The organism is Bacillus sp. 204(2023), assembly GCF_037027505.1.
In the GTDB taxonomy this organism is placed as follows: Bacteria; Bacillota; Bacilli; order Bacillales; family Bacillaceae; genus Bacillus; species Bacillus subtilis.
In genome coordinates, this window is record NZ_JAXCHE010000003.1 from 246,427 (window position 1) to 271,328 (window position 24,902).

Below are 24,902 nucleotides of genomic sequence, written 5' to 3' on the forward strand. Positions count from 1 at the left end.
GTTTACATCTCCTAATGTTTAAAATTTTCACACAAATTTAGTATTTATTATCTCTCTTTCAGTACTGTAAATCAAGGGGGAATTTCTTTCTGGAGAGAACATTTGTATTTTTCACGAGGAATAATGTCAGGTCTGCTGACCGTATACCTGCGTTATAAAGAAAAATATGGTAAACAGCCTAACGTTTTGGGATGGAAAATGGTTAGAATGATTAGTAAAATGGATAAATGACTAGGTTAATATTTTTAAAGAATATTGACTAACCCTAGAAAAATGGTAATATGTAAATGATAATGATAATCAATTACTATATGGCCATATTGTTTTGAGTCCTTGCGGAGTAGGAGATACGTTCTTTTTGCTGTAAGGATGTAAGGAGGCAGCATGAAGCTACGTTACTTATTTATTCTACTTATCATATTAGCAGTCACATCTGTATTTATCGGTGTAGAAGATCTGTCGCCGCTTGATCTCTTCGATTTAAGCAAACAAGAGGCGTCAACGCTGTTTGCAAGCCGTTTGCCGCGATTGATCAGCATTGTCATCGCGGGATTAAGCATGAGCATCTGCGGTTTGATTATGCAGCAGATCAGCAGAAATAAATTCGTGTCACCGACGACGGCGGGCACGATGGATTGGGCGAGGCTCGGCATTTTAATTTCCTTGCTGCTGTTTACATCCGCCAGTCCTTTAATCAAAATGCTGGTCGCGTTTGTCTTTGCCCTTGCAGGAAATTTTCTGTTTATGAAAATCCTTGAAAGAATCAAGTTTAACGACACCATCTTTATTCCGCTTGTCGGTCTAATGCTCGGGAATATCGTCAGTTCAATCGCGACATTTATCGCATATAAATATGACTTGATCCAGAATGTGTCATCATGGCTGCAGGGAGACTTCTCTTTAGTCGTGAAAGGAAGATACGAGCTTCTTTATCTGAGTATTCCGCTCGTCATCATTGCCTATGTGTATGCGGATAAATTCACATTGGCCGGTATGGGTGAAAGCTTTTCTGTCAACCTCGGCCTGAAGTACAAACGGGTTGTGAACATCGGGCTCATTATCGTGTCCCTGATCACGTCCCTTGTTATTTTGACTGTCGGTATGCTGCCGTTTCTCGGTTTAATCATCCCGAATATTGTATCGATTTACAGAGGAGACAATCTGAAGAGCAGCCTGCCGCATACTGCGCTGTTGGGAGCGGTGTTTGTGCTGTTTTGCGATATACTGGGCAGAATCATTATCTTCCCTTATGAAATCTCGATTGGCCTGATGGTCGGAATCATCGGCAGCGGCATTTTCCTGTTTATGCTGTTAAGGAGAAAAGCCTATGCGTAACCAGATGAAAATAGCTTTGCTCGTTGGTTTAGCCATTGTATGTATTGGCTTGTTTTTGTTTTATGACTTAGGCAATTGGGATTACACCCTGCCGAGACGAATCAAAAAAGTCGCTGCCATTGTGCTGACGGGGGGAGCGATTGCGTTTTCGACCATGATCTTTCAAACGATTACGAACAACCGCATCCTGACGCCGAGCATTTTGGGCCTTGATTCTCTCTACATGCTGATTCAGACTGGCATTATCTTTTTGTTCGGTTCTGCGAATATGGTCATCATGAATAAAAACATCAACTTTATCATATCTGTTCTGCTGATGATCCTGTTTTCTCTTGTTTTGTATCAGATCATGTTCAAGGGTGAGGGGAGAAATATCTTTTTCCTTCTGCTTATCGGAATCGTGTTTGGCACGCTGTTCAGCAGCCTGTCTTCCTTTATGCAGATGCTGATTGATCCGAACGAGTTCCAAGTTGTGCAGGACAAGATGTTTGCCAGCTTTAACAATATCAATACGGATTTGTTATGGCTCGCGTTCATCATTTTCCTGCTGACAGGCGTTTATGTCTGGCGTTTTACAAAATTTTTTGATGTGCTGTCGCTCGGACGCGAGCACGCCGTGAATTTGGGCATTGACTACGACAAAGTGGTGAAGCAGATGCTGATCGTGGTTGCGATTTTGGTTTCTGTTTCAACAGCGCTAGTCGGGCCGATTATGTTTTTAGGCCTTCTGGTCGTCAACCTGGCGAGAGAATTCCTGAAAACCTATAAGCATTCATACTTAATCGCAGGCTCCGTTTTCATCAGCATCATTGCGCTGGTCGGAGGGCAGTTTGTGGTTGAGAAAGTGTTTACCTTCTCAACGACGCTGAGCGTCATTATTAATTTTGCCGGCGGGATTTATTTTATCTACTTGCTGTTAAAGGAGAATAAATCATGGTAGAGGTCAGAAATGTAAGCAAACAATATGGCGGGAAAGTTGTCCTTGAAGAGACGTCAGTCACGATTCAAAAGGGCAAAATCACCTCGTTTATCGGTCCTAACGGCGCCGGCAAAAGTACGCTGCTGTCTATCATGAGCCGCCTGATCAAAAAAGATTCCGGCGAGATTTACATAGACGGACAAGAGATTGGAGCATGTGACAGCAAAGAGCTTGCCAAGAAAATGAGCATTTTGAAGCAGGCGAACCAAATCAATATCAGGCTCACGATCAAAGACCTCGTCAGTTTTGGCAGGTTTCCGTACTCACAGGGCCGGCTGACAGAGGAAGACTGGGTTCATATCAACCAGGCGCTTAGCTATATGAAGCTGGAAGACATTCAAGACAAGTACTTGGATCAGCTGAGCGGCGGACAGTGCCAAAGGGCATTTATCGCCATGGTCATTGCCCAGGACACAGATTATATCTTTCTGGATGAGCCGCTGAACAATCTGGATATGAAACACTCAGTTGAAATTATGAAACTGCTGAAACGGCTGGTAGAGGAGCTTGGAAAAACGATCGTCATCGTCATTCACGATATCAATTTTGCTTCAGTCTATTCTGACTATATCGTCGCTTTGAAAAACGGCCGAATCGTTAAAGAAGGACCGCCTGAAGAAATGATAGAAACATCAGTGCTTGAGGAAATCTACGATATGACCATCCCAATTCAGACGATTGATAATCAAAGAATAGGTGTCTATTTTTCTTAATATATAGAAGAGGTGAAGAGCATGAAAAAGTTCGCATTACTATTCATCGCTTTGGTGACGGCAGTTGTGATTTCTGCATGCGGAAACCAAAGCACAAGCAGCAAAGGTTCTGATTCTAAGGAAGAACAAATCACGGTGAAACACCAGCTGGACAAAAACGGAACAAAAGTACCGAAGAGCCCTAAAAAAGTTGTCGTATTTGACTTTGGAAGCTTAGATACATTAGATAAACTTGGACTTGATGATAAAGTAGCGGGATTGCCGAAACAAGCCCTTCCTAAATATCTGTCCAAATTCAAGGATGACAAATATGCTGACGTCGGAAGCTTAAAAGAGCCAGACTTCGAGAAAGTGGCAGATTTAGACCCTGACTTGATCATTATTTCAGGAAGACAATCTGAGTCTTACAAAGAATTCTCTAAAATTGCGCCGACAATTTACCTTGGCGTAGACACAGCGAAGTATATGGAATCATTTAAGTCTGACGCAGAAACAATCGGTAAGATCTTCGATAAAGAAGATGAAGTGAAGGATGAACTCGCAAAAATCGATCATTCAATCGCAGATGTAAAGAAAACGGCTGAAAAGCTTAACAAAAACGGTCTTGTCATCATGGCGAACGACGGGAAGATCAGCGCATTCGGTCCTAAATCAAGATACGGCCTGATCCATGACGTGTTCGGCGTGACACCGGCTGATAAAAACATCAAAGCGTCTACTCACGGACAAAGCGTTTCTTACGAGTACATTTCAAAAACAAACCCGGATTACCTGTTTGTCATTGACCGCGGTACAGCGATCGGTGAAACATCATCTACTAAACAAGTCGTTGAAAATGATTATGTGAAAAATGTAAACGCAGTGAAAAATGATCATGTCGTCTACCTTGATTCTGCTACTTGGTACTTATCAGGAGGCGGTCTTGAGTCTATGGCACAAATGATCAAAGAAGTGAAAGACGGTTTAGAAAAGTAAAACCAAAAAGAGCCTCCGCTAAATAGCGGGGCTCTTTTTTTGTTAATCAGCGTGCCGGCTGCTGTTCGGCAGGGCGCTGAGGTTTCTTTAATGTGAATGAGAGAAGGAAGCCGACAAGTGCAATGACGGCAGCCACAATAAAAGCGGCATTCATGCCGTGCAGGGCGGCGTGCTTCACATTTGTCGTGCCTGCATGTGCCGCCTGGTTGCTCATCACGGAAACCAATAGTGCGGTTCCGATCGAGCCGCCGACTTGGCGAATCGTGTTGTTCATCGCAGTTCCGTGCGGAATCAAGTGGCGCGGCAGCGCGTTGATTCCGGCTGTTGTCACCGGCATCATGATCATGGCGGTGCCTAAGAGACGAACGGTGTATAAAACGACAATCCAAGCGAGTGACGTATGGTCAGTCAGCTGCATAAACGGCAGAGATGTCAGGAAGATGATGCAGAAACCGGCAATCGCCAGCCCTCTTCCGCCGACACGGTCAAAAATTCTGCCGATAATCGGCGACATAAAGCCCATCACAACGGCTCCCGGAAGGAGCATAAGCCCTGTATCAAAAGCTGTGACGTCTCTGACGTTTTGTGTATAAAGCGGCAGGATGGTTTCCGTACCGATCAATAATGCAAAGACAAGGGTTCCCAGCAGTGTTGTTAAGCTGAAAACACCAAACGTGAAGACGCGGAATTCCAGCATCGGTTTTTCAAGCTTCATTTGTCTTGTGATAAACAAGAGCAGCGCGATGACACCCACCAGCAGTGAAATCAAGACGGTTGAACTGGACCAGCCGTAAGAGCCGACGCTTGAGAATCCGTACAGAAGGCCGCCGAATCCAAATGTTGAAAGGATGACTGATAAAATATCAATCTGTGTTTTTCTTAAAGTCGTCACGTTTTTCATCAGGATGCTGGCAAGAATCAAATCAATCACAGCAAACGGAAGAATAATATAAAACAATGATCTCCAAGAGAAAGCTTCGACAGCCCATCCGGAAAGAGTCGGTCCGATCGCAGGCGCGAATGAGATGACCAATCCGACCATACCCATCGCCTGGCCGCGCTTTTCAATCGGAAAGATTGTCAGGAATACAGTCTGCATGAGCGGCATCATAATGCCGGCTCCAGCCGCTTGAATGATACGCGCTGTCAGCAGAACCGGGAAGTTCGGCGCGAACGCTCCGACGACTGTTCCGGCAGTGAAAATGCTCATTGCTGTGATGAGCAGCGCCCGGCTTGTGAATTTCTCAATTAAAAACGCGGTAATCGGAATTAAAATCCCGTTGGTTAACATAAATGATGTGGTCAGCCATTGTGCTTGATTGGCATCGACATTGAAATCCCTCATGATATGAGGAAGTGCGGTAATCAACAATGTCTGGTTCAAAATCGCCACAAACGCTCCGGCTAACAAAATGCCGACAATGACAGAACGGTTAAAAGGTTTTTGTTCAATACTTGTGTTCAATACATATCCCTTCTTTTCTCTAAGTAATTAACAGTGTTTTTAACATGGAAACGGGCTGTGTTAAAACACCGGTTTGTTCCAGATAGCCAATCAGTGATTTGAGTAAAAAAGCGCGGGGTTCTTCCTTCTTCGCTTCTTCCTCCAGCATAGCGGCTGCGGATGTCAGTTCATCTACGTCATAGTCCGCGGCGGACAGGGAAGAGATGCCTTTATGTAATTCCTTCAGGCTTTCCGATAATAGGACTGATTTATCCTTTGGCTTGTAGGAGGATGCTGAATGAATATAAAGCTCGATGGCTTCGGGCGGAAGAAGAGACTGGCGGGTTTCCCTGTTTTTGATAATCTGATTGAGGGTGCTGATGATAAACTCTGCGATCGGGTCAAGCTCAAGCGGTTTTTCCTCGATTTTGATCAGCATTAAAAACTCACGCATCATGCCGTGAAGAATGATAACCAAATCCCACACAAACGGGAGAATGGTTTCTCCATACGCCTGGATCAGCGAATCGCGGTGCCAGCAGATAATCGTCGATCTGGTCTGATGGATATGCTGTTTGACCCGGTCATTGTGCAGCTTGGGGTTTCCGTAGGTCAGCATATTGAAAAACTGCTGATTCCGCCTGAAGCCCTCCAGTTCCATTTTGACCTTTTGCGTCAAACGCTCCTCCGGTGTAAGTGCGGTATTTTCCTGAAGTCTTGAGGCCGCGGCCACCATTTGCTTCTGGTTAAATGACAGCAGCTCCAAAAGCAGATCTTCTTTAGATTGAAACAGCTTATATATCGAAGCTTTTGACATCTTACATTCTTCTGCGATCGCCTGCATGGAAACCGACGTAAAATCCTTTTCCGAAAAAAGCTTTCGCGCAGCTAACAAGATATCTGTTTTTTTATCAAGCATCTCATGGCTTCCTTCTTTCTTGAACATTAGAAAACCCATTGGTTCACAGAAAACCAATGAGTAACTATGAAAAAATTTTACCAAATAAACAAAATAGAAGTCAATGGATTTTAACCGGGTAAATGAAAGGCCTGCCGGAAAATCCGACAGGCCGAATAAGAGCTTATTTTTCAACTTTAAATCCTTGTTTTTCAAGCATTTCACGGATGTGCGGATAGTACAGGCGCTCATAGTAGGAAGCGATGCTCTGTGACCAGTTTCTTGTTTCTTTTCCGTTTGTCCGTTTATTCATGTATTCAGACATCTGTTCGTCGTATGCCTGAATGTGAGGCGTCAGCTCATCTTGATTCAAATAAGTTTCCTGATGATTGACAGCTTCCTGCGGCAAGCGCGGTTTTTTCGCTGAACGGTCGGCAGGATGCCCAATGACAAGGCCGGATAAAGGGAACACGTATTTTGGAAGCTCAAGCAGTTCGATCAGCTCTTGAGGGTTTCCGCGAACCGCACCGATCGGAACTGTGCCAAGTCCGAGTGACTCAGCCGCTGCTGTTGCTGTGCCGAGGGCAATACCAGCGTCTACTGCGCCGACAAGAACAGATTCCAATCCATTTGTGATTTCCATTTTGAAATCATGCAGATCTTCAAGCGCAATTTTGGCCCGGTTGAAATCTGCGCAGAACAGCAGGAAAACAGGAGCTTGATCGATCCATGGCTGGCCGCCTGCCAGCTCGGAGATTTTCTTTTTGCGCTCTTTATCCTGGACTGTGATCACAGTCACTTGCTGTCCGTTGATAGAAGAAGGGGCTGATTGCACCGCTTCAATGATTTGGTCCAATTGCTCCTGAGCTACAGGCTCATCTGTGTAGCTGCGAATCGAGCGGTGGTCTGTTAAAGATTTAATCACTTCATTCATATGAGACACCCTTCCTTTACTCGCTAAGCTCTGTGCGGACAACATCAAGAGGAGCGCTCAGCAGTTCTTTTCCTTTTGCGACAAACCCTTGGAAATGCGCAGTTTCGTTATGGAATTTCATTGCCGCTTCATCTTTCCATTTTTCAAGCATGACAAATGTATTTTCTTCGCCTACTTTTTCAAATAGGTCGTATTGCGCGTTGCCTTCCTCAGCTCTTGAATGCTGAACAAGTGATTGAGCCTCGCTCAAAAATTCCTCGCGTTTTTCTGGTTTTACTTTGATGTAAGCTTGTAATACGATCATTTAAATCTCCTCCGTTGTTATGCGAATTTATTGTTCGAATTTCATCGAACTAAATGTAACATGTATTCTAAATGAGGTAAAGGAAAAACCCTTATATAGTAAAATTGTCATTCTAATTGTTGTGTGATACATTTGTGTCATGAACATTCCAAACCATCCAGAAACAGAAACATTGCAGCTGACAAAGGTTCTTCATGCACTTAGTGATCCGCTTCGTTTAGAGCTCGTCAAGCAATTAGCTGAAGCAAAAGAAAAAACGTGCAGCACCTGTGCAGATGTGCAGGTTGCCAAATCGACTTTGTCGCATCATTTTAAAGTTTTGAGAGAATCAGGCATCGCTCAAGTTCGGATAGAAGGAAAGCGCCGGTATTATTCGCTTCGCGCTGAAGACCTTGAAAAGGCATTTCCGGGCCTGCTTGAAGCCGTGCTGAATGTAGACCAGGACCGCTGGTGAATCAATCCCCTGTAACGGGGATTTTTTTATGTCCGTAAACCGCTTTGAAAAGCCGCTGCACACCCTCCTGAATATCTTCTTCCTTCAGCCGTGCAAAGCCGATAATGAGAGCGGGCCTGCCCGTTTGCCGCTTGTTTTCCTTCAAGTTAAATCGGCTCATTCCGAATATTTCAAGCTGCAGACCGGCAGCATGTGACAGGATGTCTTGTTCGGTGCGCCTGGTATCAAATTCGGTAACAAAATGCAGCCCCGCATTTGCTCCTTTTACGGTAACCTCTCCGCTGAACTCTGCTTCTAAAGCGGTGATCAGGCGTTCTCTCTTTTCTTTATAATGCTGCTTCATTTTTTTTATATGCTTCTGATATTCACCAGACTCAATAAATTCCTGCAGGGTGAGCTGTGTAAGTGATGAGCAAGTCTGCAGATCATAGCCCCGCTGTTTATATGTCCTCAACAGCTCAGGCGGCAACACCATATAGCTGATCCGCAAGCCGGGGAGAAGGGACTTTGAAAAGGTTCCCATATAGATAACATTTTGAAAACGGTCGAGGCTTTGCAGCGCCGGAATACTGTCTACATCATATGTGAATTCACTATCATAATCGTCCTCAATGATATATCGGCGCGGCTCCTCGGCTGCCCAGTTCAGCAGCTGAATTCTTCTGGATACAGGCATAATCGTTCCGGATGGAAACTGATGCGATGGGGTGGTCACCAGCACATCTGGCTGCTGTCTGGTGATTTCAGCAATCGACATGCCCTTTTCATCCAGCATGATCGTCTTGACTTGTTTTCCGGCATTCTTCAAAAGCTGATACATGCGCCTGTAGCCTGGCTCCTCCATCGCATACACGGCTTCCTTGGGTAAAAGCTCAGTCAACAGCTGCATGAGCACCTGTGTGCCTGCCCCTATGATCATTTGTTCTGGCCTGCATTTTACACCCCTCGTCAGGGAAATGAGCCTGGTAATGGCCGCTCTCACTTCATATATCCCTTGCGGATGTGACATATCGCCGAGCGTGCGGTATGAGCGGGAGGCCGCTTTTTGCTCGCAGCGGAACCAGCTTTTGATCGGAAAATGGTCTGTATCGGAACTCATGTGTGAAAACGATATCCAATCGCTCTGGTCGATGTGAATCTCTTTTAGATCATCCGGCAGTGCAAATGGAGGGTGTTCCTCGGTGGAAAACATGTCTAGTTCCTCCACGAAGAAACCCTTTCGTTCAATGGCGTACAAATACCCTTCAGCCAGCAGCTGCTGATAGGCTGAATTCACTGAATTTACGCTTACCTTGAGATTTTCAGCCAGCTCCCGCTTGGAGGGAACCTTCGAGTGCGGCAGCAGATTGCGGCTGAGGATTTCTTTTTTCAGCTTTTGATAAATTTGCTGATAGATATAATCGGCTTGCTCTGAACGATCGAGTGTAATTGTGATATCCATTTTGTAGTTTCTCCTTCTGATACCATCAAAAAGTTATAATTGGTACTTTTCATCATACCAAAGAGAAGTCAGAATGATAAGAAAATACCGACAGGGGGATATTCATATGAGTCAAACAACAGCAAGCATCACAACTGCACAATGGCAGCAAAAACGGGATCAATTTGTGTCAAAAGGTGTGAGCAACGGCAACCGCAGTCTGGCGGTCAAAGGAGAAGGGGCCGAGCTGTACGATCTGGATGGCCGGAGATTTATTGATTTTGCAGGCGCCATCGGCACGTTAAATGTCGGACACTCGCATCCGAAGGTGGTTGAGGCTGTGAAGCGGCAGGCAGAGGAGCTGATTCATCCTGGCTTCAATGTCATGATGTACCCGTCTTATATCGAGTTAGCCGAAAAACTGTGCGGCATTGCACCGGGCAGCCATGAGAAAAAAGCGATTTTTCTTAACTCAGGGGCAGAAGCGGTCGAAAACGCTGTGAAAATCGCCAGAAAGTATACAAAGCGCCAAGGCGTTGTCTCGTTTACACGCGGGTTTCACGGGCGCACGAATATGACGATGAGCATGACAAGCAAGGTAAAACCTTATAAATTCGGTTTCGGGCCTTTTGCGCCAGAGGTTTATCAAGCGCCGTTCCCTTATTATTATCAGAAGCCGGCCGGCATGAGTGATGAAAGCTATGACGATATGGTCATTCAAGCATTCAATGAGTTCTTTATCGCTTCAGTGGCGCCTGAAACGGTGGCGTGTGTCGTGATGGAGCCAGTGCAGGGAGAAGGCGGGTTTATTATTCCTTCGAAACGGTTCGTACAGCACGTCGCTTCATTCTGCAAAGAACACGGCATTGTTTTTGTTGCTGATGAAATCCAAACCGGCTTTGCCAGAACTGGCACTTATTTCGCAATTGAGCACTTTGATGTAGTGCCCGATCTGATCACGGTTTCTAAATCGCTTGCGGCAGGCCTGCCATTAAGCGGTGTGATTGGGCGTGCGGAAATGCTTGATGCGGCAGCGCCAGGGGAGCTGGGCGGCACGTATGCCGGCAGCCCGCTCGGCTGCGCGGCGGCTTTGGCAGTCTTGGATATTATCGAAGAAGAAGGACTGAATGAGCGATCTGAAGAAATTGGCAAAATCATTGAAGACAAGGCGTATGAGTGGAAACAAGAATTCCCGTTCATCGGTGACATCCGCAGACTCGGGGCGATGGCCGCAATCGAAATCGTAAAGGATCCTGACACGCGTGAGCCTGATAAGGCAAAAGCAGCAGCGATCGCGGCCTATGCGAATCAAAACGGATTACTTTTGCTGACAGCGGGAATTAACGGTAATATCATCCGCTTTTTGACACCGCTCGTCATCTCAGACAGCCTATTAAATGAAGGGCTCAGCATCTTGGAGGCGGGCCTGCGAGCTTAATCATTGGAAAGAAAACGGCTGGGTCTGCTATCATTTTAAGTAATCATGAAAAGAAAGGAATGTTCAATATGCCAGATCAATTAACGGTCTACAACCCGGCTACGGGCGAGGAGATCAAAACGATTCCTCAGCAATCAGCCACAGAGGTAGAAGAAGCCATTGAACGTTCACATCAAGCGTTTAAAACGTGGTCTAAAACATCAGCGAACGAAAGAGCGTCTCTTTTGAAAAAATGGTATGAGCTGATTGTTGAACATAAAGAAGAGCTTGCAGATTTAATTACAAAGGAAAACGGAAAACCATACCAGGAAGCAGTCGGCGAAGTGCTTTACGGCGCAGGCTATATCGAATGGTTCGCAGAGGAAGCGAAGCGTGTGTACGGAAGAACGGTCCCGGCCCCGACAACGGGTAAACGAATTGTTGTCACACGCCAGCCGGTCGGCCCCGTTGCTGCTATCACGCCCTGGAATTTCCCGAATGCGATGATTACACGCAAAGCGGCGCCTGCTCTTGCCGCTGGCTGTACATTTATCATCAAGCCGGCGCCGGACACACCGCTGTCTGCTTATGAACTAGCGCGCCTCGCATATGAAGCGGGCATTCCGAAGGATGTTCTTCAGGTTGTAATCGGCGATGGAGAAGAAATCGGAAATGTGTTCACAAGCAGTCCGAAAATCCGCAAAATCACGTTCACAGGCTCAACACCTGTAGGGAAAATCCTTATGAAAAACAGCGCGGACACCGTGAAGCACGTCTCAATGGAACTCGGCGGACACGCCCCGCTGATCGTAGATGAAGATGCGGACATTGACCTTGCTGTTGAACAGGCGATGGCGTCCAAATACCGAAACGCCGGCCAAACCTGCGTATGTGCCAACCGCCTGATCGTTCATGAATCCATTAAAGATGAATTTGCTGCGAAACTGAGCGAGCAAGTGTCTAAGCTGAAAGTCGGAAATGGACTTGAGGAAGGCGTCAATGTCGGCCCGATTATCAACAAACGAGGCTTCGAAAAAATCGTCAGCCAAATTGATGATGCGGTTGAAAAAGGCGCGAAGGTTATTGCTGGGGGCACATATGACCGAAACGATGACAAAGGGTGCTACTTTGTGAATCCGACAGTGCTCACCAATGTCGATACGTCCATGAACATCATGCATGAGGAAACATTCGGCCCGGTCGCACCGATCGTCACGTTTTCTGATATTGATGAAGCGATTCAGCTTGCCAACGATACACCGTTTGGCTTGGCTGCTTACTTCTTCACAGAAAACTACCGCCGCGGCATCTATATTTCCGAGAATCTAGAGTATGGCATTATCGGCTGGAATGACGGCGGACCGTCAGCGGTTCAAGCGCCATTCGGAGGAATGAAAGAAAGCGGCATTGGCCGTGAAGGCGGTTCGGAAGGTATCGAGCCGTACCTTGAAACAAAATATTTGTCCATCGGTTTATAAAAGAATGCACGCTCCTGAGAGCTGCCGGATTTTCCGGCAGCTCTTTTTGTGTTCCGGCGAATAATCACAACAATTCCAGCCAAAATAACAGCAAATACATTTTGAAAGAAGGTTCCCCAACAATGGATTTATTATTGGCTCTTCTCCCGGCTTTGTTTTGGGGGAGCATTGTTCTCTTCAATGTGAAATTAGGCGGCGGGCCGTACAGCCAGACACTGGGAACGACGATCGGGGCACTCATTGTTTCTATCGTTATTTACTTTTTTGTTCAGCCCGTTCTGTCACTTCGCATTTTTATTGTTGGAATCGTATCCGGCTTATTTTGGTCACTTGGACAGGCCAACCAGCTGAAAAGCATTCAATTGATGGGCGTGTCGAAAACAATGCCGATATCCACAGGAATGCAGCTCGTTTCCACCTCGCTTTTCGGTGTGATCGTGTTTCGTGAATGGTCAACACCGATTGCGATTACGCTTGGCGTTCTCGCTTTGATCTTTATCATTGTGGGAATCATTCTCACGTCCTTGGAAGATAAGAATGATAAAAAAGAGGGCGAGCCAAGCAATTTGAAAAAGGGCATTTTGATTCTCCTTGTTTCGACTCTTGGTTATTTGGTTTATGTAGTCGTGGCTAGATTATTCAATGTGTCCGGCTGGTCCGCGCTGCTGCCACAGGCAATTGGCATGGTGGTCGGGGGGTTAGTTTTAACCTATAGACACAAACCCTTTAACAAGTATGCGATCAGAAATATTCTCCCAGGCTTAATCTGGGCAGGCGGAAATATGTTTTTGTTTATTTCTCAGCCGCGAGTCGGCGTTGCAACGAGCTTTTCCCTTTCACAAATGGGAATTGTCATTTCTACGCTCGGCGGTATTTTCATCCTGCGTGAAAAGAAAACGAAACGCCAGCTTATAGCAATTGCGATCGGGATTATCCTGATTATTGCCGCCGCTGTATTCTTAGGAATCGCCAAAACAAATTCATAACAAATGGAGGAGGATGTATATGTATCCGGATTTAAAAGGAAAAGTCGTCGCTATTACAGGAGCTGCTTCAGGGCTCGGAAAGGCAATAGCCATTCGCTTCGGCAAGGAGCAGGCAAAAGTGGTTATCAACTATTATAGTGATAAACAAGATCCGAACGAGGTGAAAGAAGAGGTCATCAAGGCGGGCGGTGAAGCTGTTGTCGTCCAAGGAGATGTCACGAAAGAGGAAGATGTAAAAAATATCGTGCAAACGGCAATTAAAGAGTTCGGCACACTCGATATTATGATTAATAATGCCGGCCTTGAAAATCCTGTGCCATCTCACGAAATGCCGCTTAAGGATTGGGATAAAGTCATCGGCACGAACTTAACAGGTGCCTTTTTAGGAAGCCGTGAAGCGATTAAATATTTCGTAGAAAACGATATCAAGGGCAATGTCATCAACATGTCCAGCGTGCATGAAAGGATTCCGTGGCCGTTATTTGTCCACTATGCAGCTAGTAAAGGCGGAATTAAGCTGATGTCTGAAACGTTGGCTTTGGAATACGCGCCGAAGGGCATTCGCGTCAACAATATCGGGCCAGGTGCGATCAACACGCCAATCAATGCTGAAAAATTCGCTGACCCTAAACAGAAAGCAGATGTAGAAAGCATGATTCCGATGGGCTATATCGGCGAACCGGAGGAAATCGCAGCAGTAGCGGTGTGGCTTGCTTCGAAGGAATCCAGCTACGTCACAGGCATTACGCTGTTTGCAGACGGGGGAATGACGAAATATCCTTCCTTCCAGGCAGGCCGCGGTTAAACATAAAAAGCGACCCAGACATGACATCTGGATCGCTTTCTTTATTAGGCGCGTTTTTTCTTAACAAGCGCTGCTACAGATAAAATAATGGCAGCCGCAGACAGCACAATCGCTGTAATGTCTAGAGCTGAAGAACCTGAGTTTTCGGAATCGTCTTCTGTCTTCGTGGCGCCGTGCTCATCTGTTACTTGTTTTGCAGACGTGATGTTTGTAATGGAATGAGGTGTATCGGCATCCTCGTCACCTGTCCACTCAACAATGCTGCCGTCTTTGTAATATTGGTATGCGTCCCATGCAGCTTCCTCCGCTTTGTCAGGGTTTTTGGCAACAAAGGTAAACTGCTGGAACTGTCCTTCCTGAATGCCTCCGTCAGTCGCCTCCCATGTCACGGACACTGATTTGTCATCATGTTTTTGAGTGGAAACCTTCCAGCCCGGAATTGGCTCATATTGCTGGAATTCAACATCCTTCGGCATTTTGAGGACAACCTTCGTTGTCGGCAGATTTTTCTCAGAAGGAACCTTCATTGTATACGTTTCCCAAGAGCCTGCAGCAGACTCAGCCGGTTTTACAGAAACATGCGCGCTGGCAGGGGCCGTAAAGAATAAGAGGGAGCCGACAATAGCCGGACATAGTGTCAATGCGATTTTTTTCAACAACGTAAACACTCCTTAATTGGTCTTTGTAAACATGATATTGATTTCGTTAAAGTCGCCGGTCAGGCCGTGGACTTTGATCTTCCAGTTTCCTTTTTCATTAATCGACAGGTTTTGATCCTGGAAGACGCCTTTTGTTTTTTCTTTTAATGTAAAGGTGCTTTTGTTTTCGCTGCCTGACAGGCCTGTTTTATAAACGGTTAACGTGATTTGCTGGATGTTTTTCACGGGATCTCCGTTATGGTCGGTGACCCGCAGCTCAAAAACATTTTTTCCGGGCTGGTTTGGGCTGATGCTGAGAGAAACGCTTTGTCCGTTCTCAATCGCTTTGGTTTGGTAGAACGGTTCCGGCGCCGGCTCAGGCGGGCTTGGCAGGCTTGTAAACACGGCCGCTGTGATCAATACAGCGATGCCGATTGCCCACTCCGCTTTCAACGTTCGGCTGATTCCTGTGCGGCGCTGCTTTCTGGTAAGCAGAAAATGAATCGCACCTAAGACCAGCATGAAAACAAACAGCCCGCTTTTCACTAAAAGAGCTTGGCCGTACGCTGTATGGAACAGTGAATCCATTGAACGAATGATGAAAAATCCATTGAGCAAGCCTGAAAACAAAATGACGCCGACTGCAGTGAGCGCCCATGGAGAGAACCGTCTGACCGTCTCCCACGCGAGCGTTTTGTCAGGCTGCCTCCATTCTTTTGAGAGCAGCAAAACGAGTGCCGCTATTCCGCCGACCCAGATGGAAGCGGAAGTTAAATGAAGGAAATCCATCAAAATGCCGACCGTTTTTTCTTCAACGACAGCAGCATGCCCGGTAAACGCCTTGGCGAGAAGGAGACCGAAAAAGAAAATGAGCGGCGCTGTCCAATAGCCAAAGGATGAAAAGCGGTTTTTCCGTATCGCAGGGATTACAGACAGTGCGAGCAGCACGAACAGCGCGGCCTGTATGATCCAAATGGAGCCGCCTGCTGTCTCAAACAGTGTTTCTCTGATGTAGCCAGGCTGGAGTGCGCTGCCCCAGCCGCCGCCTGCGTTCGCTTTTGTCTGAATCGGAAGCTGAAGCAAAAGCGCCAGCCCCAGTGCTGCGATCGAGCCGGTCAGGATACGTCTCGTCCGTTTGACGAGCTGTTCTGATTTCCCTTTATACCAGAAAAGATGGAAGAAAACCGTTCCGATAAACAGAGATAAGGCTGTATACAGAATCGCGCGATCTGCTGCTGTTCCCGGATTCAGCGCTGAATCGGCTGCTTTTTGGCTGCTGAATCCGCCATCCGCTTTCCCGATACTGAACGGGATGACGCCGGAAACAGGATGCCCGTCCGCGGATACGGCATTCCATTCCGCTCTGTACACATCATGAGGCAGATTCTTTTTCAGCTTCACTGTCATGATGTGATGATTATCTTTTTTGATTTCAGTCTTGTCCGTATCCACACGGTCGCCGTTTGAATTATAGACTTTAATGTAATGAAACCCTTCTTCAACCGGTTCATTAAATTCGATTTCCACCTGTGCAGGGGCGCTTTTTAATTCGCTGTTTTCCCCAGGTGAAGATTTGACAATATAGGCGTGAGCAAGGCTTGTTTTCGGCAGGAAAACAAGAAAAAGCAGAAGGATGATCCACCATCTGTTTCGCTTCATCACTCAGACACCACCTTCCGCTGTATGTGTTGTGTCATTTCTTGGTGCAGGTGCAACGTTTCTTTCGGTCTTGAAGCATGTCTTCCAGCGCTTGGTCGAAAGTGCGGACGGCTCCGCCGAATCCTTTTTGAAATCGTTCGGCATGGTCAAGTGTTGCAAACGGAATGGCCTGCGGCTGGCAGCAGTGCAGGTTTAATTCAGCATTTACGACGAAATAAGCCGAACCGGCACTGACGGTTGTCTGTAACAGAAAATCTCTGCAAATCAAGTGTGAAACCTCTTCCGTTTTATCCGCGTAACGCAAAAACGCGCAATGTGCGCAGCATAGCTGTTCAATGTCTTGGTTTACCGTAATCAGCTGAACCGAATGAGCTTGATTGACGGGCTTCAAGCAATAGCTGCACATATGATCCGCTTGAGGTGTTCGGGCGGGGAGCGTGATGCCGCCGGCCGTTTTAATGACCTGATTTGACTGAACCAGCTGATTGACATCTCTGTATACCGTCATTTCCGAAACGCCAAACCTTGCGCTGATGTCAGAAATTCTGAGCGCGCCTTCTTCTTTCAGCCACTTCAGTATGTGTTGCTGTCTATTAATCGGAAGCATTCATACACCCTCTTCATTAAGATCTATTTAAGCGTAGAGGATTTTAGAGACAGAGACAAGTAAGCTGATGATAAAAAATGTGAAAATGTGTTGAACAGCAACAAAACGAAACAGAAGGGACTCTGGTATAATAGACATATGGAATAGAAAGTGAGGAATACCCTATGAAAGAAACACCATGCCCGAACTGCGGCAAACCTTTGACAGGCGACATGGTCAGATCATCAAATGTGCCTTGTCAATTTCGCTGCGGACACTGCCGGGAACGGCTTTATGAATATAAAGTATCAGCTCCGATTATGCTGGTATCATTAGCTGCCATTGTGCTGCTCATTTATCTTTTGCTGCTCCTCCGCAATGCGGCAAGTTCAATGCTGCCGGCTGTACAGCACGTGCCAATGGCTGTTTTTGCGCTTGTGTGCGCCTATCCCGTTTTTATTGTGAGTGAGCGAATGATCGCAAAGTACGTGATTCAAAACGGTAATATTATTTATAGAGGAAAGAGAAAAGGCTCCTGAAACCAGGAGCCTTTTTATTTTTAAAAAATTGTCACAGTCATGTGCCAAAGTCCTCTTTACTTTCAATTGTATAGGGACTGTAAGCGTTTTAACATAGAGTCAAAGGGAAGCATCATTCTCTGAACATATTTTTGTATCTTACAGCGACAAACAAAACAGGGAGGGTTTATATATGCAGCAGCAAGAACAGCAGCAAGGCGGCATGAAAGTGAAAGTGCAGCGCTTTGGGAGTTATTTGAGCGGAATGATCATGCCGAATATCGGCGCGTTTATCGCGTGGGGTATTATTACCGCGCTGTTTATTCCGGCAGGATGGTTTCCGAATGAACAGCTGAACACGCTGGTCAGCCCGATGATTACGTATTTATTGCCGCTTTTGATAGCGTATACAGGCGGAAAAATGATCTACGACCACCGCGGCGGAGTTGTCGGAGCGACAGCGGCAATTGGGGTGATTGTCGGATCGGATATTCCAATGTTTTTAGGCGCAATGATTATGGGTCCGCTTGGCGGATACCTCATTAAACAGACTGATAAATTATTTAAGGATAAAGTCAAACAAGGCTTTGAAATGCTGATCAACAACTTTACGGCAGGGATTGTCGGTGCGGCTTTAACGATTCTCGCGTTTTACGCCATCGGCCCGGTTGTCCTGACGCTAAATAAATTGCTGGCGGCTGGTGTGGAAGTCATTGTACACGCTAATTTACTGCCGGTAGCCAGTGTTTTTGTAGAACCGGCGAAAGTGTTGTTCCTCAACAACGCCATTAACCACGGAATCTTAAGCCCGATCGGAATCGAGCAAGCATCCCAAACAGGAAAATCAATTCTGTTTTTAGTAGAAGCAAACCCTGGACCGGGGCTCGGCATTTTGCTGGCGTACATGTTCTTTGGCAAAGGATCTTCAAAATCAACGGCTCCCGGTGCGGCGATCATCCATTTCTTCGGCGGGATTCACGAGATTTACTTCCCGTACATTCTGATGAAACCGGCCCTGATTCTCGCAGCCATTGCCGGCGGAGCAAGCGGACTCTTAACGTTTACGATCTTTAATGCCGGACTTGTCGCGGCAGCGTCACCGGGAAGCATTATCGCATTGATGGCAATGACGCCAAGAGGAGGCTATTTCGGCGTATTGGCGGGTGTATTGGTCGCTGCAGCTGTATCGTTCATCGTTTCAGCAGTGATCCTGAAATCCTCAAAAGCTAGTGAAGAAGACCTGGCTGCCGCAACAGAAAAAATGCAGTCCATGAAGGGGAAGAAAAGCCAAGCAGCAGCTGCTTTAGAAGCGGAACAAGCCAAAGCAGAAGAAGCGTCTGAACTGTCTCCTGAAAGCGTGAACAAAATTATCTTTGCATGTGATGCGGGAATGGGATCAAGTGCCATGGGGGCATCCATCTTAAGAAACAAAGTGAAAAAAGCGGAGCTTGACATCAGTGTGACCAACACGGCCATTAACAATCTGCCAAGCGATGCGGATATTGTCATCACCCACAAAGATTTAACAGACCGCGCGAAAGCAAAGCTGCCGAACGCGACGCACATATCAGTGGATAACTTCTTAAACAGCCCGAAATACGATGAGCTGATTGAAAAGCTGAAAAAGTAATCTTATAGAAAGAGAGTGATACTCATGCAAGTACTCGCAAAGGAAAATATTAAACTCAATCAAACGGTATCATCAAAAGAAGAGGCCATCAAATTGGCAGGCCAGACGCTGATTGACAACGGCTACGTGACAGAGGATTACATTAGCAAAATGTTTGAACGTGAAGAAACGTCTTCTACGTTTATGGGGAATTTCATTGCCATTCCACACGGCACAGAAGAAGCGAAAAGCGAGGTGCTTCACTCTGGAATTTCAATCATACAAATTCCAGAGGGCGTTGAGTACGGAGAAGGCAACACGGCAAAAGTGGTATTCGGCATTGCGGGCAAAAATAATGAGCATTTAGACATTTTGTCTAATATCGCCATTATCTGCTCAGAAGAAGAAAACATTGAACGCCTGATCTCCGCTAAAAGCGAAGAAGATTTGATTGCTATTTTCAACGAGGTGAACTGACATGATCGCCTTACATTTCGGTGCGGGGAATATTGGGAGAGGGTTTATCGGCGCGCTGCTTCACCACTCCGGCTATGATGTGGTGTTTGCAGATGTAAACGACACGATGGTCAGCCTCCTCAACGAAAAAAAAGAATACACAGTAGAACTGGCAGAAGAGGGACGTTCATCAGAGGTCATTGGCCCGGTCAGCGCGATTAACAGCGGCAGTCAGCCCGAAGAGCTGTACCGGCTGATGAATGAGGCGGCGCTCATCACAACAGCTGTCGGCCCGAATGTGCTGAAGCTGATTGCTCCATCTATCGCAGAAGGTTTAAGACGGAGAAACACTGCAAACACACTGAATATCATTGCCTGCGAAAATATGATTGGCGGCAGCAGCTTCTTAAAGAAAGAGATATACAGCCATTTAACGGAAGCAGAGCAGAAATCCGTCAGTGAAACGGTAGGTTTTCCGAATTCTGCCGTTGACCGGATCGTCCCGATTCAGCATCATGAGGACCCGCTGAAAGTATCGGTTGAACCATTTTTCGAATGGGTCATTGATGAATCAGGCTTTAAAGGGAAAACACCAGTCATAAACGGCGCACTGTTTGTTGATGATTTAACGCCGTACATCGAACGGAAGCTGTTTACGGTCAATACCGGACACGCGGTGACAGCGTATGTCGGCTATCAGCGCGGACTCAAGACAGTCAAAGAAGCAATCGATCATCCGGAAATCCGCCGTGTCGTTCATTCGGCGCTGCTTGAAACTGGTGACTATCTCGTCAAATCGCATGGCTTTAAGCAAACTGAACACGAACAATATATCAAAAAAATCATCGGTCGCTTTGAAAATCCTTTCATTTCGGACGATGTGACCCGCGTAGCGAGGTCACCTCTCAGAAAACTGGGAGAAAATGATAGACTTGTAGGCCCGGCAAAGAAAATAAAAGAACCGAATGCACTGGCGGAAGGAATTGCCGCAGCACTGCGCTTCGATTTCACCGGTGACCCTGAAGCGGTTGAACTGCAAGCGCTGATCGAAGAAAAAGGATACAGCGGCGTACTTCAAGAGGTGTGCGGCATTCAGTCCCATGAACCGTTGCACGCCATCATTTTAAAGAAACTTAATCAATAACCGACCACCCGTGACACCATGTCACGGGCTTTTTTTACTATCTCGCAATCTAGTATAATAGAAAGCGCTTACGAAAACAGGGGAAGGAGAATGACGATGAAACAATTCGAGATTGCGGCAATACCGGGAGACGGAGTAGGAAAAGAGGTTGTAGCGGCTGCTGAGAAAGTGCTTCATACAGCCGCTGAGGTACACGGAGGTTTGTCATTCTCATTCACGGCTTTTCCATGGAGCTGTGATTATTACTTGGAGCACGGCAAAATGATGCCCGAAGATGGAATACATACGCTTACTCAATTTGAAGCGGTTTTTTTGGGAGCCGTCGGAAATCCGAAGCTGGTTCCCGATCATATATCGTTATGGGGACTGCTGCTGAAAATCCGGAGGGAGCTTGAACTTTCCATTAATATGAGACCCGCCAAACAAATGGCAGGCATTACGTCGCCGCTTCTGCATCCAAATGATTTTGACTTCGTGGTGATTCGCGAGAACAGTGAAGGTGAATACAGTGAAGTCGGCGGGCGCATTCACAGAGGCGATGACGAAATCGCCATCCAGAATGCCGTGTTTACGAGAAAAGCGACAGAACGTGTCATGCGCTTTGCCTTCGAATTGGCAAAAAAACGGCGCAGCCATGTGACAAGCGCCACAAAGTCTAACGGCATTTATCACGCGATGCCGTTTTGGGATGAAGTCTTTCAGCAGACAGCCGCTGATTATAGCGGAATCGAAACATCATCTCAGCATATTGATGCGCTGGCCGCTTTTTTTGTGACGCGTCCGGAAACGTTTGATGTCATTGTGGCGAGCAACTTGTTCGGTGATATTTTAACCGACATCAGCTCAAGCCTGATGGGAAGCATCGGCATTGCGCCTTCTGCGAACATCAATCCATCCGGCAAATATCCGTCCATGTTTGAACCGGTTCACGGCTCAGCTCCTGACATTGCCGGACAGGGCCTTGCCGATCCGATCGGCCAGATTTGGACAGCGAAGCTGATGCTCGACCACTTCGGAGAGGAAGAATTGGGGGCGAAAATTCTGGATGTAATGGAGCAAGTGACTGCCGACGGCATCAAAACACGCGACATTGGGGGACAAAGCACAACGGCTGAGGTCACTGATGAAATCTGTTCGCGCTTAAGAAAGCTCTGATGAATCAGGCCGGGGCAGATGGCTGCCCCGGCCTGTCCATTTCCTTACGAAAATTTCCACGAAAGTCTAACCAAGCAGATCCAAATGCTGTATAATAATTTGGAATTCTTAGGAAAGCATCGGGTGAAGGAAGTTGAATGCAAAAACAATCACGTTAAAGAAAAAAAGAAAAATCAAAACGATCGTTGTACTCAGTATCATTATGATCGCAGCTCTCATTTTTACGATCAGATTGGTGTTTTACAAGCCTTTTCTTATTGAAGGATCATCAATGGCCCCAACGCTTAAAGACTCAGAAAGAATTCTGGTTGATAAAGCAGTCAAATGGACTGGCGGGTTTCACAGAGGAGACATCATAGTCATTCATGACAAAAAGAGCGGCCGCTCATTTGTCAAACGTTTAATCGGTTTGCCTGGTGACAGCATTAAAATGAAAAATGATCAGCTATACATAAATGATAAAAAGGTGGAAGAACCATACTTAAAGGAATATAAACAGGAGGTCAAAGAGTCGGGTGTAACCTTAACAGGTGACTTCGAAGTTGAGGTTCCTTCCGGTAAATATTTTGTGATGGGAGATAACCGTCTCAATTCACTGGATAGCAGAAACGGAATGGGCATGCCTTCTGAGGACGATATCATCGGTACTGAATCTCTCGTCTTTTATCCATTCGGTGAGATGAGACAGGCAAAATAAAATGCAATGCAAAAAGAACATGGAACATGACGGCACCGATAATAAAGCGCCGTGCACGTTTAAAAAAATGATGATGAAACGGTGCGGAGCCGGCTTTCCGCCCCGTTTTTTATGATAGAAAGCGTTTTGAAGAAAAGGGCCCTGTTGAAATAAACAGAATCAGGATTGGCGAAGCCGTGAAGCGCATCGAATTGGTAAATCTCAAGATGGGTATGCTGTTTTTCCCGCAGTTTTTTGATAAGAAGCGCTACGTCAAACGACGGCTCATAATTAGGGAAAAACAATAGGACCGGGCAGGCTGGCACGTGATGAAGAGAGTCGCGTATCCGGGAACCGTAATAACAAACCGATCCGCTCACCTCAGGCATACTGCTGCATTTCCATGCGATAGTAGCCCCCACGCTGAATCCAATCACAAAGATGTGCCGTCCGGCGTTTTGCCTGATCACATTCTGGATGATGGTTTCTCCCGTTTTCAGCCTTTCGTGTTTTGTAAATTGTTCGTATGCCGTTTTTTCTTCTTTCAGTGTGTAGACTTCATCCTCGCCGAGCAGGTTGGGCGTCAACACATCATATCCAGCCATTTTGATCAGCCGGCCCATCTTTTTCATATGGCTGTTTACACCATATATTTCGTGTACGAGAATGACAAGCGGTTTTGGGAACATAACGGCCTCCTTTTGTGTTTTTTCCATTATATCCTATCGTTTCACTTTAGGCTGAGATATAATGGTCAAAAAAAGGAGATATAAAATGAACTCATTATCTTTGCCTCACCGCTATCCATTTTTGTTTATTGATGGCGTGACGGATAGCGAGCCCGGCAAACATGCGGCAGCTTATAAGCTGATTAGTGAGAACGACTGGTTTATCACTGATACGCAAACAGAAATGCCGTTTTCACTTGTGATTGAAGCGCTTGCGCAAACCGCGGCTTTTACAGGAATTACAGATAAGAACAGCTTGGGATTATTGTCTTCGGTGAAGAAAGCGGAAAAGCTGGGAGAAGCTGTGCCCGGTGACCGGCTTGATCTTACGTTTGAAGTCACGCGCAATCGGCGCGGATTTGTGTTCGGACATGCCAAGGCATCAGTTGGAGAGCAGCCTGTTGCTGAAGCTGAAATCGGCATCTATATTGAAAAATGAAAAAAACCCTTCACAACATTTTGTGAGGGGTTCTATTTTGTGTCGTAATCCCGTTCGCTTTGAGAGTTATCTCTTTGCTGGCGTTTGTGTTTTTCATCATTCATATTTTCCTTCAGCTCTTCATTAGGAATCGGATCGGTTAAGTCGTTGTGCTCGGGGTTTTCATTTGGTTTGTTTTGCTGTTTTTTTTCTGTCATGTTTGATCACCTCACCGTTTGTTTTCCTCTTATCCATTCTCCTCAAACATAGGAAATCGCTTTTTTGTCCCGCTGGGTATAATGTATTAGAATAGAGAGAAGCACAACAAAAAGATAAAGAGAGGTACATATATGTCTGTTCAAAGAGAAGATGTAGATATCAAGCTGATCGCAATTGATATGGATGGTACACTGCTGAACGACGAGCAGCTGATCTCGGATGAAAACCGCAAAGCCATTCGTGAAGCGGAGGATAAAGGTGTGTATGTGGTGATCAGCACGGGCCGGACGCTGATGACGTGCAGGGAGCTGGCGGAATCGCTAAAGCTGTCATCCTTTCTAATCACGGCAAACGGCAGTGAAATTTGGGATTCGAATTTTAATTTGGTGGAACGGAAGCTGCTTCATACGGACCATATTCAAATGATGTGGGATTTGCGGAATAAGCACAACACTAATTTCTGGGCTTCTACGGTGAATAAAGTATGGAGAGGCGAGTTTCCGGAAAACATTACGGATCATGAATGGCTCAAATTCGGCTTTGACATCGAGGATGACGATATCCGAAACGAAGTGCTTGAGGAGCTGAGAAAAAACAAAGAGCTCGAAATCACAAATTCAAGTCCGACAAACATTGAAGTCAACGCGCTTGGCATCAACAAAGCTGCAGCCCTTGCCAAGGTTACGGAAAAACTCGGCTTTACAATGGAGAATGTGATGGCGATGGGCGACAGCCTTAATGACATTGCGATGATCAAAGAAGCGGGTCTTGGCGTTGCAATGGGCAATGCGCAAGACATCGTAAAAGAAACGGCTGATTATATCACGGATACAAATATTGAGGATGGTGTCGCTAAAGCGATTCGCCATTGGGTACTATAAAAAAAGAGAGTCCTAAGATGGACTCTCTTTTTTAGTTTGGCAGGTTTTATTCTGGGACCATGGTAGGTTTTCT

The 24,902-nt window shown here is 46.2% G+C and carries 27 protein-coding genes; 17 read left to right on the forward strand and 10 right to left on the reverse strand.

What is annotated here, in order from left to right; genetic code table 11:
* Positions 1-384: 384 nt before the first annotated feature.
* Genes yclN through yclQ form a run of 4 tightly spaced genes read left to right on the forward strand, consistent with a single transcriptional unit; the run spans position 385 to position 4,002 of the window.
* A complete protein-coding gene (gene yclN, locus WA279_RS08470; RefSeq protein WP_014475804.1) occupies positions 385-1,335 on the forward strand; it encodes a petrobactin ABC transporter permease YclN in 951 nt (316 codons plus the stop codon).
* Positions 1,328-2,275, forward strand: coding sequence for a petrobactin ABC transporter permease YclO (yclO, locus tag WA279_RS08475; protein ID WP_003246705.1), 948 nt, complete (start codon positions 1,328-1,330; stop codon positions 2,273-2,275). Before yclN ends, yclO begins: the two co-directional genes overlap by 8 nt.
* A complete protein-coding gene (yclP, locus tag WA279_RS08480) occupies positions 2,269-3,027 on the forward strand; it encodes a petrobactin ABC transporter ATP-binding protein YclP (RefSeq protein WP_003234487.1) in 759 nt (252 codons plus the stop codon). Before yclO ends, yclP begins: the two co-directional genes overlap by 7 nt.
* Positions 3,028-3,048: 21 nt before the next feature.
* Positions 3,049-4,002, forward strand: coding sequence for a petrobactin ABC transporter substrate-binding protein YclQ (yclQ, locus tag WA279_RS08485; protein ID WP_046160056.1), 954 nt, complete (start codon positions 3,049-3,051; stop codon positions 4,000-4,002).
* A 46-nt stretch (positions 4,003-4,048) separates the two neighbouring features.
* On the opposite strand, the gene WA279_RS08490 is transcribed toward yclQ, so the two are convergent.
* The 4 genes from WA279_RS08490 to WA279_RS08505 all read right to left on the reverse strand — a co-directional run bounded on the left by WA279_RS08490 (position 4,049) and on the right by WA279_RS08505 (position 7,582).
* Complete coding sequence (locus tag WA279_RS08490) at positions 4,049-5,467, reverse strand: MDR family MFS transporter (protein WP_014478836.1); 1,419 nt, start codon at positions 5,465-5,467, stop codon at positions 4,049-4,051.
* Between the two features lie 19 nt (positions 5,468-5,486).
* Complete coding sequence (locus WA279_RS08495; protein ID WP_003246592.1) at positions 5,487-6,365, reverse strand: TetR/AcrR family transcriptional regulator; 879 nt, start codon at positions 6,363-6,365, stop codon at positions 5,487-5,489.
* A gap of 163 nt (positions 6,366-6,528) precedes the next feature.
* The gene (gene nfsA, locus WA279_RS08500) at positions 6,529-7,278 is read right to left on the reverse strand and encodes an oxygen-insensitive NADPH nitroreductase (protein WP_336155041.1); all 750 of its coding nucleotides are present in this window, start codon (positions 7,276-7,278) and stop codon (positions 6,529-6,531) included.
* Positions 7,279-7,294: 16 nt separating this feature from the next.
* Positions 7,295-7,582 (reverse strand): putative quinol monooxygenase, encoded by a 288-nt coding sequence (locus WA279_RS08505; RefSeq protein WP_003234477.1) that lies wholly within the window; start codon positions 7,580-7,582, stop codon positions 7,295-7,297.
* 139 nt (positions 7,583-7,721) lie between these two features.
* Between WA279_RS08505 and WA279_RS08510 the strand changes: the two genes are divergently transcribed.
* Positions 7,722-8,036, forward strand: a complete 315-nt coding sequence (locus tag WA279_RS08510) for an ArsR/SmtB family transcription factor (protein ID WP_003234476.1) — start codon at positions 7,722-7,724, stop codon at positions 8,034-8,036.
* 1 nt (position 8,037) lies between these two features.
* Here the strand turns inward: WA279_RS08510 and gabR are convergent, their stop codons facing one another.
* Entirely contained in the window at positions 8,038-9,477 is a 1,440-nt protein-coding gene (gabR, locus tag WA279_RS08515; RefSeq protein WP_336155042.1) for a MocR-like transcriptional regulator GabR, read from the reverse strand.
* A gap of 106 nt (positions 9,478-9,583) precedes the next feature.
* Here gabR and gabT point away from each other — a divergent pair, with 106 nt between their 5' ends.
* The 4 genes from gabT (at position 9,584) to gdh (ending at position 14,142) form a co-directional block, all read left to right on the forward strand.
* Positions 9,584-10,894 (forward strand): 4-aminobutyrate--2-oxoglutarate transaminase, encoded by a 1,311-nt coding sequence (gene gabT / locus WA279_RS08520; protein ID WP_336155043.1) that lies wholly within the window; start codon positions 9,584-9,586, stop codon positions 10,892-10,894.
* Positions 10,895-10,962: 68 nt separating this feature from the next.
* Positions 10,963-12,351 carry a succinate-semialdehyde dehydrogenase gene (gene gabD, locus WA279_RS08525; RefSeq protein ID WP_336155044.1) on the forward strand — a complete coding sequence of 463 codons (1,389 nt, stop codon included), beginning with the start codon at positions 10,963-10,965 and terminating at the stop codon, positions 12,349-12,351.
* 122 nt (positions 12,352-12,473) lie between these two features.
* Positions 12,474-13,337 (forward strand): glucose uptake protein GlcU, encoded by an 864-nt coding sequence (glcU, locus tag WA279_RS08530; RefSeq protein WP_003234455.1) that lies wholly within the window; start codon positions 12,474-12,476, stop codon positions 13,335-13,337.
* A gap of 19 nt (positions 13,338-13,356) precedes the next feature.
* A complete protein-coding gene (gene gdh, locus WA279_RS08535) occupies positions 13,357-14,142 on the forward strand; it encodes a glucose 1-dehydrogenase (RefSeq protein WP_336155046.1) in 786 nt (261 codons plus the stop codon).
* Between the two features lie 44 nt (positions 14,143-14,186).
* Here gdh and WA279_RS08540 read toward each other — a convergent pair whose 3' ends face one another.
* Genes WA279_RS08540 through ycnK form a run of 3 tightly spaced genes read right to left on the reverse strand, consistent with a single transcriptional unit; the run spans position 14,187 to position 17,046 of the window.
* Positions 14,187-14,801 (reverse strand): YcnI family copper-binding membrane protein, encoded by a 615-nt coding sequence (locus WA279_RS08540; RefSeq protein ID WP_014475816.1) that lies wholly within the window; start codon positions 14,799-14,801, stop codon positions 14,187-14,189.
* 12 nt (positions 14,802-14,813) lie between these two features.
* A complete protein-coding gene (ycnJ, locus tag WA279_RS08545) occupies positions 14,814-16,439 on the reverse strand; it encodes a copper transporter YcnJ (protein ID WP_336155048.1) in 1,626 nt (541 codons plus the stop codon).
* Between the two features lie 34 nt (positions 16,440-16,473).
* Positions 16,474-17,046, reverse strand: a complete 573-nt coding sequence (gene ycnK / locus WA279_RS08550; protein ID WP_268549835.1) for a copper uptake transcriptional regulator YcnK — start codon at positions 17,044-17,046, stop codon at positions 16,474-16,476.
* Between the two features lie 164 nt (positions 17,047-17,210).
* Between ycnK and WA279_RS08555 the strand changes: the two genes are divergently transcribed.
* The 6 genes from WA279_RS08555 (at position 17,211) to sipU (ending at position 22,604) form a co-directional block, all read left to right on the forward strand.
* Complete coding sequence (locus WA279_RS08555) at positions 17,211-17,564, forward strand: hypothetical protein (RefSeq protein WP_123372807.1); 354 nt, start codon at positions 17,211-17,213, stop codon at positions 17,562-17,564.
* 172 nt (positions 17,565-17,736) lie between these two features.
* Positions 17,737-19,173, forward strand: a complete 1,437-nt coding sequence (locus WA279_RS08560) for a PTS mannitol transporter subunit IICB (RefSeq protein WP_010886406.1) — start codon at positions 17,737-17,739, stop codon at positions 19,171-19,173.
* Positions 19,174-19,197: 24 nt separating this feature from the next.
* Complete coding sequence (locus WA279_RS08565; protein ID WP_003246714.1) at positions 19,198-19,629, forward strand: PTS sugar transporter subunit IIA; 432 nt, start codon at positions 19,198-19,200, stop codon at positions 19,627-19,629.
* 1 nt (position 19,630) lies between these two features.
* Positions 19,631-20,752: a mannitol-1-phosphate 5-dehydrogenase gene (locus tag WA279_RS08570; protein ID WP_336155050.1), complete on the forward strand. Its 1,122-nt coding sequence runs from the start codon at positions 19,631-19,633 to the stop codon at positions 20,750-20,752.
* A gap of 90 nt (positions 20,753-20,842) precedes the next feature.
* Positions 20,843-21,907, forward strand: a complete 1,065-nt coding sequence (locus tag WA279_RS08575; protein WP_336155051.1) for a tartrate dehydrogenase — start codon at positions 20,843-20,845, stop codon at positions 21,905-21,907.
* Between the two features lie 133 nt (positions 21,908-22,040).
* Positions 22,041-22,604, forward strand: coding sequence for a signal peptidase I sipU (gene sipU / locus WA279_RS08580; protein ID WP_003234434.1), 564 nt, complete (start codon positions 22,041-22,043; stop codon positions 22,602-22,604).
* A gap of 59 nt (positions 22,605-22,663) precedes the next feature.
* Here the strand turns inward: sipU and WA279_RS08585 are convergent, their stop codons facing one another.
* Entirely contained in the window at positions 22,664-23,272 is a 609-nt protein-coding gene (locus WA279_RS08585) for a dienelactone hydrolase family protein (RefSeq protein ID WP_116316421.1), read from the reverse strand.
* Positions 23,273-23,357: 85 nt separating this feature from the next.
* On the opposite strand from WA279_RS08585, the gene WA279_RS08590 reads away from it, so the two are divergent.
* Complete coding sequence (locus WA279_RS08590; protein WP_122895042.1) at positions 23,358-23,750, forward strand: 3-hydroxyacyl-ACP dehydratase FabZ family protein; 393 nt, start codon at positions 23,358-23,360, stop codon at positions 23,748-23,750.
* Positions 23,751-23,782: 32 nt separating this feature from the next.
* On the opposite strand, the gene WA279_RS08595 is transcribed toward WA279_RS08590, so the two are convergent.
* Positions 23,783-23,947 (reverse strand): hypothetical protein, encoded by a 165-nt coding sequence (locus tag WA279_RS08595; RefSeq protein WP_003234425.1) that lies wholly within the window; start codon positions 23,945-23,947, stop codon positions 23,783-23,785.
* A gap of 132 nt (positions 23,948-24,079) precedes the next feature.
* On the opposite strand from WA279_RS08595, the gene WA279_RS08600 reads away from it, so the two are divergent.
* Positions 24,080-24,829 carry a phosphoglycolate phosphatase gene (locus WA279_RS08600; RefSeq protein ID WP_003234424.1) on the forward strand — a complete coding sequence of 250 codons (750 nt, stop codon included), beginning with the start codon at positions 24,080-24,082 and terminating at the stop codon, positions 24,827-24,829.
* Positions 24,830-24,902: the final 73 nt, after the last annotated feature.

Coding starts and splice junctions, on each gene's coding strand:
- glcU (WP_003234455.1), top strand. CDS start 12,474: ATGGATTTATTATTGGCTCTTCTCCCGGCTTTGTTTTGGGGGAGCATT.
- WA279_RS08585 (WP_116316421.1), bottom strand. CDS start 23,272: ATGTTCCCAAAACCGCTTGTCATTCTCGTACACGAAATATATGGTGTA.
- WA279_RS08590 (WP_122895042.1), top strand. CDS start 23,358: ATGAACTCATTATCTTTGCCTCACCGCTATCCATTTTTGTTTATTGAT.
- WA279_RS08600 (WP_003234424.1), top strand. CDS start 24,080: ATGTCTGTTCAAAGAGAAGATGTAGATATCAAGCTGATCGCAATTGAT.
- WA279_RS08505 (WP_003234477.1), bottom strand. CDS start 7,582: ATGATCGTATTACAAGCTTACATCAAAGTAAAACCAGAAAAACGCGAG.
- yclN (WP_014475804.1), top strand. CDS start 385: ATGAAGCTACGTTACTTATTTATTCTACTTATCATATTAGCAGTCACA.
- gdh (WP_336155046.1), top strand. CDS start 13,357: ATGTATCCGGATTTAAAAGGAAAAGTCGTCGCTATTACAGGAGCTGCT.
- gabD (WP_336155044.1), top strand. CDS start 10,963: ATGCCAGATCAATTAACGGTCTACAACCCGGCTACGGGCGAGGAGATC.
- WA279_RS08595 (WP_003234425.1), bottom strand. CDS start 23,947: ATGACAGAAAAAAAACAGCAAAACAAACCAAATGAAAACCCCGAGCAC.
- WA279_RS08495 (WP_003246592.1), bottom strand. CDS start 6,365: ATGCTTGATAAAAAAACAGATATCTTGTTAGCTGCGCGAAAGCTTTTT.
- WA279_RS08510 (WP_003234476.1), top strand. CDS start 7,722: ATGAACATTCCAAACCATCCAGAAACAGAAACATTGCAGCTGACAAAG.
- yclQ (WP_046160056.1), top strand. CDS start 3,049: ATGAAAAAGTTCGCATTACTATTCATCGCTTTGGTGACGGCAGTTGTG.
- WA279_RS08570 (WP_336155050.1), top strand. CDS start 19,631: ATGATCGCCTTACATTTCGGTGCGGGGAATATTGGGAGAGGGTTTATC.
- gabR (WP_336155042.1), bottom strand. CDS start 9,477: ATGGATATCACAATTACACTCGATCGTTCAGAGCAAGCCGATTATATC.
- gabT (WP_336155043.1), top strand. CDS start 9,584: ATGAGTCAAACAACAGCAAGCATCACAACTGCACAATGGCAGCAAAAA.
- ycnJ (WP_336155048.1), bottom strand. CDS start 16,439: ATGAAGCGAAACAGATGGTGGATCATCCTTCTGCTTTTTCTTGTTTTC.
- yclO (WP_003246705.1), top strand. CDS start 1,328: ATGCGTAACCAGATGAAAATAGCTTTGCTCGTTGGTTTAGCCATTGTA.
- WA279_RS08565 (WP_003246714.1), top strand. CDS start 19,198: ATGCAAGTACTCGCAAAGGAAAATATTAAACTCAATCAAACGGTATCA.
- WA279_RS08560 (WP_010886406.1), top strand. CDS start 17,737: ATGCAGCAGCAAGAACAGCAGCAAGGCGGCATGAAAGTGAAAGTGCAG.
- ycnK (WP_268549835.1), bottom strand. CDS start 17,046: ATGCTTCCGATTAATAGACAGCAACACATACTGAAGTGGCTGAAAGAA.
- nfsA (WP_336155041.1), bottom strand. CDS start 7,278: ATGAATGAAGTGATTAAATCTTTAACAGACCACCGCTCGATTCGCAGC.
- yclP (WP_003234487.1), top strand. CDS start 2,269: ATGGTAGAGGTCAGAAATGTAAGCAAACAATATGGCGGGAAAGTTGTC.
- WA279_RS08575 (WP_336155051.1), top strand. CDS start 20,843: ATGACGATGAAACAATTCGAGATTGCGGCAATACCGGGAGACGGAGTA.
- WA279_RS08555 (WP_123372807.1), top strand. CDS start 17,211: ATGAAAGAAACACCATGCCCGAACTGCGGCAAACCTTTGACAGGCGAC.